Raw genomic sequence first — 13,111 nt, forward strand, 5'->3', positions numbered from 1 at the left:
CCTAGACCCTCTCGACCAGCTTCTGCCCGAACAGCCCGGAGGGCCGCAGCAGCAGGAATGCGAGCGCCACAACATAGGCGGCCCAGGCCTCGATGCCGCCGCCGAACAGCGGGCCGACATAGACCTCGGCGAGCTTCTCTATCGCACCGATCAGGAGGCCGCCGGCAATCGCACCCGCGATCGAATCGAAGCCGCCGAGCACGAGCACCGGCAGCGCCTTCAGCACCACCAGCGACAGCGAGAACTGCACGCCGAGCCGCGCGCCCCACAGCAAACCGGCGACCAGCGCAACGATCCCGGCGACCGTCCACACGATGGCCCAGACCCGCGGCAGGCGCAGGCCGACCGCAAGCGCCGCGAAGGGATCGTCGGCGACGGCGCGGAACGACAGTCCCGTGCGGGTGAAGCGGAAGAACAGCGCAAACAGCGTCACCAGGCTGCCCGCAACTGCGGCTGCGAACAGGTCGAAGCGGCTGATGAAGACGCCGGCAATATCGAGTGGCACGTCGCTGACGCCGATGTCGAGGCCGTGGACCTGGGTGCCCCACAGCAGCTGCGCCGCGCCCTCGATCACGTAGGACAGTCCGAGCGTTGCCATGAACAGGGTGATCGGCGGCTGGTTGACCAGCGGGCGCAGCACCGCGCGCTCCACCGCGACACCAAGTGCGACCATGATCGCCAATGTCGCCAGCAGCGCGAGCGGAAACGCGATGCCGCGCTCGACCAGGCTGACGAAGGTCAGCGCCGCGAACAGCAGCATCGCGCCCTGCGCGAAGTTGAGCACGCCCGAGGTCTTGTAGATCACGACGAAGCCGATCGCGACCAGCGAATACATCACGCCCGACAGCAGGCCGCCGACCAGGACTTCGATCAGGAATTGATAGTCGAACATCAGACGGCGAGCTCCGTTTCGTCGGCATGCGCGACGCCGAGATAGGCATCGACCACCGCCTGGTCGGACCGCACCTGATCCGGCGTCCCGTCGGCGATCTTGCGGCCGTAGTCGAGCACCGCGATGCGATCTGACAGCCCCATGACCACGCCGATGTCGTGCTCGATCAGGACGATGGTGGCGCCGTAGCTGTCGCGCGCGTTGCGGACATGTGCGGCCAGTTCGTGCTTCTCGCCGAGCGTGACGCCGGCGAACGGCTCGTCGAGCAGCAGCAGGGATGGCTTTGCCACCAGCGCACGTGCCAACTCGACGCGCTTCTGCACACCATAAGGTAACGTCCCGGCAGCGCGATCGCGCACATCGGCAAGGTGCAGGAAGCGGATGACGTCGTCGGCAGCCGCACGATTCTCCGCCTCGATCCGCCGCGCCAAGGGCGAGCCGGCGATCTGGCGCAGGAAGCCGGCGCGAACACGATGCGCCAGTCCCATCAGGACGTTGTCGAGCACCGAGAGGCCCTTGAACACCGCGAGATTCTGGAATGTCCGTGCCACGCCGTGCTGCGCCAATCGTGCCGTCGGCACGTGGGCAAAGGACTGCCCGCCGAACCACACCCGGCCGCGGTCGGGCCGGTAGAGCCCGCTGACGACATTGAGCAGCGAGCTTTTGCCGGCCCCGTTTGGCCCGATCACCGCGCGGATCTCGCGCTGCGCGACCTCGAGGTCGATGTCACGCAGCGCCGCGACGCCGCCGAATGTCAGCGAGATGTTGGCAAGCGCGAGCACCGGCCGTGCGGCGTCATCCTCTCGCTTCGAGAGCACACGGCCCGTTGCCTCGGCGCGCCCGGCCATGGATGGCGAGAGCACCGGCTCGACAAGGGCGCCATCCAGCGGCAAGACCCCCGCGCTTGCTGCGATCATCGACACGTCCGCGATCCCCCGGTCACTCGGCCGCCTGAACGCGCAGCGGCGCGTTCGCTTCCAGCGCGCGGACCAGCGGAATGACGCGGCGGCCGAAATATTCAACCTCTTCCTGGAAATGCAGGAAGCCGAGCAGCACCAGGTCGACGCCCACCTCCTTGAGCGCGATGATGCGCTCGGCGATCTGCTCCGGCGTGCCGATCAGATTGGTCTTGAAGCCGTCATTGTACTGGACGAGATCCTCGAAGCTCGATTTGGCCCAATTGCCCTGCCCTTCCGGCGAGGCCTTGCCGGCGTTCTTGACCTCGTGGCCGAAGGCGTTGACCGCCTCCGGATCGGCCTTGGCGATGATCTCGTTCAGCACGCTGCGCGCCTCGGCCTCGCTGTCCCGCGCGATCGCGAAGGCATTGACGCCGATCTTCACGGAATGATTGTTGGCCTTCGCCTTGGCCCTGATGTCGTCAACCTGCTTCTTGATCTCGTCGACCGAGTTACCGTTGGTGAAGTACCAATCCGACACCCGCGCCGCCATGTCGCGCGCCGCGCGCGAGCTGCCGCCCTGGAAGATCTCGGGCAGGGGCTGGGCCGGCTTCGGCTTCAGCGAGTAATCCGTGAAGCGGTAGAAATCGCCGCGGAAAGTAAAACTGTCCTGGGTCCAGATCCCGCGCAGCGAGCGGATGAATTCTTCCGAGCGTCGGTAGCGCTCGTCATGGTCGAGCCACGGCTCGCCGATCGCGGCAAACTCGCCGCGGAACCAGCCGCTGACGATGTTGACGGCAACGCGCCCCTCGGTGAGCTGGCTGATGGTCGCGATCTGCTTGGCTGCGACCGCCGGATTCCATGGTCCCGGCAGCAGCGCCGCGATCACCTTCAGCTTGGTCGTCGCCGCAAGCAACGCATGGCTGAAAGCGACCGGCTCGTGCTGGAATTCGGCGCCGTAGCCTGCGGTGAAGCGGATCTGGCTCAGGGCGTAGTCGAAGCCGGCCTGCTCCGCGATCTGCGCCAGGCGGCGATTGTAGTCGATGTCCCATCCGGTGCGCTGCTCGATCTTGCTGATCACGAGGCCGCCGGACACGTTCGGCACCCAATAGGCGAATTTGATCGGATCATGGTTCTTGGTCATCGGAATTCTCCTCAAAGGTTGGGTCTTGGAGACGGATGTGGCGCAGGCAGCGCGGTGCGTTCGCGCTGCGCGCGGTCAGCGAGGGACGATGCGGCCTGTTCGGGCCGCCGCTGAGATTTGAATGATGAGAAGGTTGGCGCGATCAGTTGCGACCGGCGCCGGCGCGCGATCGGCGCGTCAACAACACGCCGCGAGACACGATGTCAGCGGCGCGACGCAGGTTCGAGATCGATCAAGGAGGCCCGTGCAAGTCATCCGCATTCTCCTCGCAAGCACCATCGGCGAGCAATCAATAGTCTCAGAGAACGCCCAAGCGAGCGAGTCCAAGGCAAACTCTTTTTCAGCGAGTCAGAGAAAGCGGCATTCTTTTGTTGACGCAAAACGCGATACTTGTTGCTGCGCGGCTGGAACTTCGCTCGCATCGAGGTACCCGCACGCAAAGACGACGCTGGCTCACGACCCGATCGTGAGCTGATGCAATAGAAGAGCGAATAAGTGTCTCGGGTGAGACGTTTATTCTGCGGGAACCGACTCTATGAACGCAAAAGAACTGGGACCAGCACCTCATGATTGGAGCAGGCTCCCTATTTGGCCGGAACATCGAGGTAGAGCAATTCGCCGTCACGAGGGATCAACAATCGCTCGGCAGTGATCCCTTGGGAGAGCGAAAACTGCCGAAGTTGATCTCGGGTGACCGTGGCGTGATCAAGAGCTTCAAGGTGAGTTGCGACGACAATCGGGTGCGGGAACGTCTTGCAGAGTGTTGCGGCCTGTTCGGCATCCATGGCAATCGACTCGCCCTCCCATAACGCACCAGAAGGATGAATGACGATGATGTCAGGATCGGTGCTTCGAATGGTCTCCTCGATCGGCGGGTATAGAACCGTATCGCCTGTCCAGTAGAGGCTCGGCTCGCCTTCCAGTTCTAGGCTAAAGCCCATCACCGGCCCCATCTTCTCGACCACCAGACCAAAGCCATGGCGGCCCTGGCGCCGCGTCAGCTTCACGTCGCGCCAATCCAGTTGATTGTGAAGCGGCGTGACCTTTTCGAAGCCAAAGGAGCGGATCTTGCTGTCATCACCAGGTTGGCAGACAATCGGCATATCCTTTGGCACAAGGGATTGTGCCAAAGGATCGAAGTGATCCGAATGCAGATGGGAGACGATAACAAGCTCGACGCCGTCGAGGGCTTGGTCGATACTCACGGGGAGATCCACCAGCGGATTTGGCGAGCTTCCCGCAATAGAAGGGCGACTGTGCTTCGGCGCGAAAAACGGATCGATGAGTATCGTACGATCGCCGAGATTCAGCTTCAAGGTCGCGTTTCGGAGGAGTTGCAGCTTCATCCGTCTTCCCTCGTTCGTTAATAGAGATTCTTTTGGGCGTCGATCTCAATTCGCGCCTCGATGTCCTTGACGGAGAGATCGGCAGGCATGGTCTGATCGGAGATCATCTGTCCGAGCGACGGCAGTTTGGCGCGGTCCAGCCGATAATCATCCTGCCAGAGACGGCTGCGTTTGAGGGCCTTGGTGCAGTGGAGGAACGTTTCCGTGACGGTCACGACGATCGCGAGCTTCGGCGCCTTGCCACCAACTGACATCAATTGGAGGAGATCCTGCGAGCGCGTGAGATGCGCCGTGCCATTGACCCGCAGCAATTCCTCGATGCCCGGAACAACGAACAGCAGGCCGATCGCTGGATTGGCGAGCAAATTCTCCATCGTGTCGAGGCGATTGTTGCCGGGCCGGTCCGGGATCGCCAGATGATGAGGATCGAAGATATGCACGAAGCCCGGCGCATCGCCGCGGGGGCTGACATCATGGCCGCGCTCGGGATGCGATGAGCCGATGATGACAAGCGGCGCATGCGCAATAAAGTTGCAGCAATGTCGATCCAGCCGGTCGAGCTGCTTGGCGCGCATCAGGGCCGACGGCGGAAGATAGGGTGGCCGTAACTCCTCAGCAGACGTGAGATAGGTCAGCGCCTCCAGCATCGGCGGGGTCTCCTCGATCCAGTCAATCCCTGACATTGCGCGGATAGGTCTGTTTGGCCGCATCGGCCGCGGCCAGATCGACGTCAAAGCTGATGATGGGACTGTCCTCGCTCGTGCGCACAAGGATGTCTCCGTCAGGCGCCACGATCCAACTACCGCCGGCAAGGCTTCCGCCGCGGCGGTTCGCCGTCACAACGAACGCGCCGGCTGCAATCGCCGCCATCCGCGTCGCCACTTCCCAACGCGCATGGCCGCCAGTCGCCCGCGGCGCGGCAATCAACTGAACTCCCGCCTGCCCGAGACGCCGCGCCGCGGTACTCACCATGATCTCCGTACACACCAGTTCGGCGAAACAGAGCTCATCGTCATGCACGGGAAGTACATTCTGTGGGCCGCGGTCGAACCAGGTTGCTTCCCAGCCCCCCTCCTGCTGCGGCAGCCACGCCTTAGGCCTGCCTCTGACCAGACCGCTCTCCGGCTTCCAGAGAAAGGTCTCGTTCCAGCGCCGTGTGTCCAGCTCGACAGCCCGCGTCCCAAGGATACGCTTTGCCGCGAGGCGCTTCAGCTCATCTGAGATCTTGGCATGCGTCGTGACGGCCTGACGCCAAACGACCTCGCTGAAGACTGGGTTTTCCCAGAAACTGTCGACGCCTGCCAGTTCAGGAAGAACGAACAGATCGACGGGTGCTTTGGCGAACTCACTTTCGAGCCGGCGCCACATCGCTGGCACCTCATTGATTCGATCAGGGAATTCGCAGGTCGCTACTCGAAAGGGCACAGTTTCCTCCATCTTGGTCGAACCTGCGCCAAACGAGGCCGAGTTGACCAGTGGCACAGATGCCGTATATCGTCAAAATTATGCCAAACCTGCGGACGCGCGCCACGCACCGGAAGCTGCCCCCGCCACGGCGGGAGCAGTCTGTCGCCGTGCTCGCCTATGACGGCGTCAACACTTTCGAGCTAGGGATGGCGGTGGAAGTGTTCGGCCTGACAGATATGGGCCGCGACTGGTATCGCCTGGTCGTTTGTACCGAGCATCCAGGACGGCCGCTTGCTGCCAATAACGGCATCAGAATTGCTGCCGACGATGGTCTGAAGACGCTGGCGCGAGCGAACACGATCATCGTGCCGGGGTGGTCGCATATCGAACACGTTCCGTCCGCGACACTGCTCGACACGCTGCGCCGCGCACATCAGCAAGGCGTACGGATCGCCTCGATTTGCTCCGGCGTGTTCATCCTTGCTGCCGCCGGATTGCTCGATGGCCGCCGCGCTACCGCGCATTGGGCGCAAGCTGAGCTGCTCTCAAGCCGATATCCGGCCGTAAATGTCGATCCAAACGTGCTCTATGTCGACGACGGCGACATCATGAGCTCAGCCGGCCGCGCGGCAGGGCTCGATCTGTGCCTTCACATCGTCAGGCGGGACTACGGCGCGGAGATCGCCAATCGGGTTGCACAGCGGCTGGTCGTGCCGCCTCATCGCGAAGGCGGGCAGGCGCAGTATATTCCGCAACCGGTTCGCAAAGCTGAGGGCGATGCCTTGGCATCTGTGTTTGCCTGGGCGCAACACCACCTGGATCAAGACCTTGCGATCGACCGCCTCGCGTCCCGGGCAGGAATGAGCCGCCGCACTTTCATCCGACGATTCGAGGAAGCAACCGGCATGTCGCCTGGTGATTGGGTGGCGCAGGCGCGCGTGTCGCGGGCTCGCGAACTCCTTGAGGCGACACAGCTCCCAATCGAGGATATCGCGGTCGCGACCGGCTTCGGCTCAGCTGAAGCGCTGAGACATCATTTCAGACAGCGAATCCGAACGAGCCCGATGCGTTATCGCACGGCCTTTCAGGTGTCCGGGCGCATGGGAGTGGGCGAAGATCGCTGATCGGCCACCAAGCAGCAGGGGGCCTCCGCATCGCAATAGTCGCTATTTCAGGACTCCCATCTTTTTGCTCCATCCTCCGCGCAAGCACCACGTACATTGGGAAGACAGCCGCCCATGAGGCGGAGCGCAAGATCGCAGTCCGTCGCAGGTTATCCAGGTGGAGCGCCTGGGCTTCCGCAGCATCATAGCACCAAGGCGAAGCAATAGTGCCATCTTCATCGGCCGTGGCGCGACGAGAAGGTTGGGAATGAGGTCGATGCAAAAGAACAACTCACCATCAGGCAGACAATTCCCTTGGGCGGGGTCCACCTGTTGCCCAATCGAGCAACTCAACCGTGTGCACCACTGGTATTGATGTTCCACTCGCGATCTGGGTAATGCAGCCAAGGTTGCCTGCCGCGACTATTTGTGCCGATGTGCCCTCTATGTTGGCCACCTTGCGGTCACGCAATTTGCCAGCGAGGTCCGGCTGAAGCAGGTTGTATGTACCTGCCGAGCCGCAGCAAAGATGACCTTCCGGCGGCTCGAGTACGATGAAGCCGACTTCCTTGAGAAGCTGTTTGGGTTGAACTCGCACCTGTTGCCCATGCTGCAACGAACACGCGCTGTGATATGCGACGCGCTGTCCGGTCGGAGTGAGCTGCGGCTGAAGGCCGATTTCGCTCATGAATTCCGTAATGTCGCGGGTCAACGAAGATATCACCTGAGCTTTTTTCGCGAGCTCCGGATCATCGCGGAACATGAAGCCGTAGTCCTTCACAGTCGTTCCACACCCTGACGCATTGATGATGACAGCGTCGAGCCCGGAGCCCTCTATCTCTCTGCTCCACGCCTCGATATTGGCGCGCGCCAAGGCGCGTCCATTCTGACCCAGATGATGGTTCAGCGCCCCACAGCAGCCGCCGTCCCTTGTGATTACAACCTCACATCCGTGCCTGGCCAGGAGACGGACCGTCGCTTCGTTCACTTGCGGCGCTAAGACTTGCTGGGCACAACCGGTGAGTAGGGCAACGCGGCGCCTGGGTGCGAGCGCGCTAGATATGACTTGAGGCCGCACCAGCTTAGAGGCACGGGGGATCCGCTGAGGGATAAGATCAAGCGATGCGCGCAACCGAACCGGCATCAGCCAAGCGAACGGCTTGATGAGAAACGAGAAGGTCAGCGCCGCTCGGAACAGGCGAGGCCTCGGAAGTACCAAGCCGAGCAAATGCCGCAGCATCCGGTCAAACCATGGCCGGCGGCAGGTTTTTTCGATGTGATGCCGGGCATGATCGACCAGATGCATATAATTGACACCGGACGGACAGGTCGACATACAGGACAGGCAGGACAGGCAACGATCGATGTGCTTGACGACCTCTTTCGTCGCCGGCCGGCTGTTTTCGAGCATATCCTTTATCAAATAGATACGTCCGCGCGGACTATCGAGTTCGTCGCCGAGCAGGGCATAGGTGGGACAGGTAGACGTGCAGAACCCGCAGTGCACACACGCGCGGAGGATCTTTTCAGCGATGCGCGTCTCGGAATCAGCAAGCTGCTCTTCGGTGAAGTTTGTCTGCATGGCAACTAATGTCCCTCGTGCATGCGGCCGCCATTGAGGACGCCCTGAGGATCGAAGCCACGCTTGATCCGCAATGTGAGGTCTGCAATCGGCCCCTCCAGCGGATCGAACACCGCAACTCTTTCCCGCGTTTGCGCGGGCGCGACGACAAGGGTCGAATTTCCTCCCGACCGCCTCATGGCTCCGCGTACAACCGCCGCGCCAGCGTCCAGGCCGGCTTCGTCTGCATCAATGCTGAGCCACACTTGCCCGCCACCCCAATCGTATAGCGCGTCCACAGAACTTAATTTGGCGCGCACGTTGGCCACAACCAGCGCCGCCGAGCTTGGCGTCGGGCAGAGACGCCACACGACCCGGGGGCCACGCGGCAGAAGCGGCCGTACCTCGCCGATCTCGTTCCAAAGGTATGCCGACTCCGCACCGAAAAGACGTGTGCCATGTCCGAACTTCTTTTCGAGGGCTTCAGCCCGATAGGCGACCGAAGGACGAGGCCCTTCTAGCCGCACCGCCGTAACCGCGCCCTTACCATTCGAAACAGCGCTCGTCTCGGATTGCCGCGCCGCGGCAGCCGGCAGGTGAGCAACTGAAGAAACCTCAAAGCGGCTGTTCAGCGCAGCTACCATCACTTCGATTGCAATCTCGTCAGCAAGCCCCGGGAGGAGAAGGGTGTTTTCCACTTCCGGTCTTGGGGATACCTTCAGAGTCGTTTCTGTCAGGACAGACAGGGTGCCAAAGGCCCCGGCTTGCAGCTTGCACATGTCGAAGCCAGTGACGTTCTTTACGACCTTGCCGCCTGCCTTCCATACCTCTCCCCTGCCATTGACTGCGGAAAAGCCCAGGATGAAATCGCGTGCGGCGCCTGCACGAACCCGCCGCGGCCCGGCAAGATTACAGGCCAAAGTTCCGCCGAGGGTCGGGGCTTCACTCGACTGAAGCAAACCGCACAAATTGGGCGGCTCGAAAGCGAGCATTTGGCCCTTGGCTTCGAGCTCGGCCTCAATGGTCGTCAAGGGTGTCCCGGGACGAACGGTCAAAATTAGCTCGGCAGGCTCGTAATGGACAATCCCACAGATTTGCGAAACGTCGAGAGTGTGCTCGGCCATCGTGGACCGGCCCAGCGCGCGCTTGCTACCGCCAGCGACGACCTCAAATTTCTTGTTTTCCGCCGCCGCCCAAGAGACTATGTCCGCGAGCTGTCCCTCATCCGACGGCCGGTAGATAGTCATGACCTACTCTTCCGTCAAAAGCGAGGAAGGCTTGGGAAGCGAAGCTTGCCACCCTGCACGTGCATTCGACCCAATTCCGCACAACGGCAAAGCTGCGGGAAGACCTTGCCGGGGTTAAGCAGGCTCTCCGGATCAAAGGCGCACTTGAGAAGCAGCTGCTGCCTCAGATCGCTGTCATTGAACATCGTACCCATGAGATCGCGTTTCTCGACCCCGACACCGTGCTCACCCGTCAATACGCCACCAACTTCCACGCAGAGCCGAAGAATGTCATCGCCGAATGCCTCGGCGCGTTCGAGCTCTCCTGGCTTGTTTGCGTCGTAAAGAATGAGCGGATGGAGATTGCCGTCGCCGGCATGGAATACATTGGCGACCTGCAGCCCATATCTCGCCTCCATCTGCTTTATGCACGTTAGCACCCTTCCGATCTCCTTGCGCGGGATCGTGCCATCCATGCAGTAATAGTCCGGCGCGAGGCGACCGACCGCGGGGAATGCGGCCTTTCGTCCCGCCCAAAACAGCAATCGCTCCTCTTCCGACTGACTGGCTCTGCAGCTTGTCGCACCATGCGATGTAGCCATCGCTTCCACAGCCGAGACGAGCTGGTCGACCTCGACTGCGCACCCATCGAGTTCAACGATCAACAAGGCCTCGGCATTCATTGGGTAGCCTGCGTGGACGAACGCCTCGGCCGCTTCAATGGCGAGCTTGTCCATGATCTCCATGCCGCCGGGAATGATGCCGGCGCCGATCACGGCCGCGACACATGCACCGGCGCTTTCAACCGAGGGAAATCCAATCAAGAGCGCGCGCGCTCCCGCCGGCGCAGGAAGGACCCTTACTGTCACCTCCGTCACCACTCCGAGCAGCCCCTCAGAACCGACGATCACGCCGAGCAAATCATAGGCACCGGCATCAAAATGCTTGCCGCCCAATCGGACGATATCACCATTCACTGTCACCAGTTCGACGCCGAGGACGTTGTTGGTCGTCAGCCCGTATTTGAGACAATGGACACCGCCAGAATTTTCGGCAACATTGCCCCCGATCGTGCATGCTATTTGGCTTGATGGATCGGGCGCATAATAGAGCCCCTCCCACTGCACGGCCTGGGTAATGCCAAGATTGGTTACGCCTGGCTGCGCCACCACGCATCGATTGGCGACATCAATCTCCAGAATGCGGTTGAACTTTCCGAGTCCGAGCAAGACTCCGTCGGCCAGAGGCAGAGCGCCTCCAGAAAGAGATGTGCCGGCACCGCGGGGAACCACCTTGATGTTATTGTCTTTGCAGTAGCGCAGGATCTTGGCGACCTGCGCGGTGGTCTGTGGCAGCACCACGACCATCGGCAACTGCCGATAGGCCGTCAACGCGTCGCACTCGAAGCCACGGCGCTCGATATCGGAGTCAATGACTCCGTCTCCCGGTACGATCCCTTTTAGCGCTTCGACGATGTCGGCTCGCCTTGACAGCACCGCCTGATCGGGCTTTGGCATTCTAATCACACCGCGCCTCCCTTGGGTTTCCCCCCACGAACTGCTGCCCCACCACCTGAGGGGAGTAGCAGCCATCGGGCGAGCTCAACTTTGACGACAACACTATCCAGCGACGTGCTTCGTGGGGTGCGCGTCAATGAATGAGGCAGCCGGCAGCCTTCCAAAAAACGCCGCTGTCGGATTTCTCCAACAGCGGCCTAGGTCTTGGGAGAAAGCAGACGAGCCGGTCTGCCAGCGGAGCCGAGCAACAAAACAGAATCCCGATCGTGATCGCCATTGACACTGCCGATGTCTTTCCAGCCGCATTGCGGAACGATTCGACTCGACTTTGCGCATTGGAACGTCATCAAGCGGTTCGAGATACGGAGTGAAGTCTTGCTTCCAATCGCATTGTTCCAAATGATCTCACCTGGGTCATTGGGGCACGACGCCAGTATCGGGGTAACCTTGGGTAAGTAGACCGAGCGACTTCGATAAGTGTCTGGACGGAAGATCGTGGGAAATTCGCCGGCCTACGCAGACAAAGTGCTCAACCTATCGGGGCGGGACATCTGGCTTGCCAGCCAGCGGATACAAAAATTCGATTCCCGCATCCGAAAATGTGAAACAAAATTGTGCGTTTGCCGACCCAACGGTCAAAACAATGGAGGTAGAGAGATTAGAGGTTCACCAGAGAAGACATGGTCCATCAGTTGCGTTTGCCAACCATGCACTGAAAAACTTGAGACCTACTGATTTTTGAAATACGTATTGCGGCCGCCCTAGATCCAAAAGTCGACGAGGCAACGTTGCCTGCTGCTTGGCAATCTCTCTCACAGAGAGAGGAGCGCAATGCTTCGCAGGTCCTCAACGACTTGATGCGATTTATCGTGAAGGTCGTTCATGATCGCAAGTCTCACTGTTGTCCTCCTCTGCCAACTCATCGGCGAGGTCATTGTGCGGGGTCTGGGCTTACCGTTGCCGGGGCCTGTGCTTGGTCTCCTACTCCTGCTGATCACGCTGCTTGCCCGCGACCGGTTCGTGGTGATGGCCCGCGGACCGCTCCGGGATAATGGCGTGGAGAATGTCAGCAAGGGACTGCTGCCTCACCTGTCGCTTCTGTTCGTGCCGGCCGGCGTTGGCGTCGTGCAGAAGCTCGAGCTCTTGGCCACGCATGGCCTGGGCATCATGCTAGTGCTCATCTTCTCGGTGACCTTCACTTTGCTCGTGACCGTGCTGACCTTCCTGCTTGTTAGCCGTCTGATCAGCCGGCCGGAGGCAAAATGAACGACAATCCCCTCTCGCTCTGGGTCTATCTCTCACAGTCGCCGCTGCTCTGGCTGACTGCCACGTTGCTGGTCTATGCAATCACGGATGCGCTATCCTTGGCAATGCATCGCCATCCGCTTGCGAACCCGGTCCTGCATGCAATGTGGATTATCGGCCTGTTTCTGCTTCTGACCGGCACTTCCTACACAACCTATTTCGCCGGGGCGCAGTTCGTACATTTCCTGCTCGGGCCTGCGACAGTCGCGCTCGCCGTGCCACTCTATGAAAATCGCAAGCTTGTTACCGCGGCGATCGTTCCGATGCTGGCCGCCCTGGTTGTCGGCTCAATCACAGCGGTGACATCGGTGGTCCTGCTTGCCGAAGCTGCGGGGCTCCCCCGGGAGATTATCCTGTCACTCGCACCGAAGTCCGTCACGGCCGGCGTTGCAATGGGAATCAGCGAAGCGCTCCATGCGGATCCGTCGTTGACCGCTGTTGCAGTCATTCTCACCGGTATCATAGGCGCCATCATCGTGACCCCCTTGATGAACTGGACAGGCATCAGCGATTTTCGGGCGCGCGGCTTTGCCGCAGGCATCGCAGCGCACGGCATCGGCACCGCACGTGCTTTCCAGGTTGATGAGGTCGCCGGTGTGTTCTCGAGCCTTGGCATGGGCCTGAATGCCCTTGTGACATCCTTTCTGGTGCCGCTCGCAGTAACAGTACTGATAAGATGATGCGCGGGACGCCCTCGCCGTTATTGGATCTCTG

General features: G+C 61.0%; 12 protein-coding genes. 3 read left to right on the forward strand and 9 right to left on the reverse strand.

Annotation, left to right across the window (positions count from 1 at the left end; all coding sequences use genetic code 11):
• Position 1: 1 nt before the first annotated feature.
• The 6 genes from EI171_RS02365 to EI171_RS02390 form a co-directional block, all read right to left on the reverse strand.
• Positions 2-892, reverse strand: a complete 891-nt coding sequence (locus tag EI171_RS02365) for a branched-chain amino acid ABC transporter permease (RefSeq protein WP_161532477.1) — start codon at positions 890-892, stop codon at positions 2-4.
• Positions 892-1,740: an ABC transporter ATP-binding protein gene (locus tag EI171_RS02370; RefSeq protein WP_246740606.1), complete on the reverse strand. Its 849-nt coding sequence runs from the start codon at positions 1,738-1,740 to the stop codon at positions 892-894. Before EI171_RS02370 ends, EI171_RS02365 begins: the two co-directional genes overlap by 1 nt.
• A 91-nt stretch (positions 1,741-1,831) precedes the next feature.
• The gene (gene sfnG, locus EI171_RS02375; protein ID WP_161532479.1) at positions 1,832-2,932 is read right to left on the reverse strand and encodes a dimethylsulfone monooxygenase SfnG; all 1,101 of its coding nucleotides are present in this window, start codon (positions 2,930-2,932) and stop codon (positions 1,832-1,834) included.
• A gap of 584 nt (positions 2,933-3,516) precedes the next feature.
• Positions 3,517-4,278, reverse strand: a complete 762-nt coding sequence (locus tag EI171_RS02380; RefSeq protein ID WP_161532480.1) for an MBL fold metallo-hydrolase — start codon at positions 4,276-4,278, stop codon at positions 3,517-3,519.
• Between the two features lie 17 nt (positions 4,279-4,295).
• The gene (locus tag EI171_RS02385) at positions 4,296-4,961 is read right to left on the reverse strand and encodes an MSMEG_1061 family FMN-dependent PPOX-type flavoprotein (RefSeq protein ID WP_246740432.1); all 666 of its coding nucleotides are present in this window, start codon (positions 4,959-4,961) and stop codon (positions 4,296-4,298) included.
• Complete coding sequence (locus tag EI171_RS02390) at positions 4,948-5,760, reverse strand: carbon-nitrogen hydrolase family protein (RefSeq protein WP_161532481.1); 813 nt, start codon at positions 5,758-5,760, stop codon at positions 4,948-4,950. Before EI171_RS02390 ends, EI171_RS02385 begins: the two co-directional genes overlap by 14 nt.
• Positions 5,761-5,762: 2 nt before the next feature.
• On the opposite strand from EI171_RS02390, the gene ftrA reads away from it, so the two are divergent.
• Entirely contained in the window at positions 5,763-6,809 is a 1,047-nt protein-coding gene (gene ftrA, locus EI171_RS02395; RefSeq protein ID WP_161536901.1) for a transcriptional regulator FtrA, read from the forward strand.
• 277 nt (positions 6,810-7,086) lie between these two features.
• Here ftrA and glcF read toward each other — a convergent pair whose 3' ends face one another.
• Genes glcF through EI171_RS02410 form a run of 3 tightly spaced genes read right to left on the reverse strand, consistent with a single transcriptional unit; the run spans position 7,087 to position 11,092 of the window.
• Complete coding sequence (gene glcF, locus EI171_RS02400; RefSeq protein WP_161532482.1) at positions 7,087-8,370, reverse strand: glycolate oxidase subunit GlcF; 1,284 nt, start codon at positions 8,368-8,370, stop codon at positions 7,087-7,089.
• A 5-nt stretch (positions 8,371-8,375) separates the two neighbouring features.
• Positions 8,376-9,596: an FAD-binding protein gene (locus EI171_RS02405; protein WP_161532483.1), complete on the reverse strand. Its 1,221-nt coding sequence runs from the start codon at positions 9,594-9,596 to the stop codon at positions 8,376-8,378.
• Between the two features lie 14 nt (positions 9,597-9,610).
• A complete protein-coding gene (locus EI171_RS02410; RefSeq protein ID WP_161532484.1) occupies positions 9,611-11,092 on the reverse strand; it encodes an FAD-linked oxidase C-terminal domain-containing protein in 1,482 nt (493 codons plus the stop codon).
• An 882-nt stretch (positions 11,093-11,974) separates the two neighbouring features.
• On the opposite strand from EI171_RS02410, the gene EI171_RS02415 reads away from it, so the two are divergent.
• Positions 11,975-12,358 (forward strand): CidA/LrgA family protein, encoded by a 384-nt coding sequence (locus EI171_RS02415; RefSeq protein WP_161532485.1) that lies wholly within the window; start codon positions 11,975-11,977, stop codon positions 12,356-12,358.
• Entirely contained in the window at positions 12,355-13,077 is a 723-nt protein-coding gene (locus EI171_RS02420; protein ID WP_161532486.1) for an LrgB family protein, read from the forward strand. The genes EI171_RS02415 and EI171_RS02420 overlap by 4 nt, the downstream gene beginning before the upstream one ends.
• The last annotated feature ends 34 nt before the right edge of the window (positions 13,078-13,111 follow it).

Source organism: Bradyrhizobium sp. LCT2, assembly GCF_009931255.1.
Lineage (GTDB): Bacteria > Pseudomonadota > Alphaproteobacteria > Rhizobiales > Xanthobacteraceae > Bradyrhizobium > Bradyrhizobium diazoefficiens.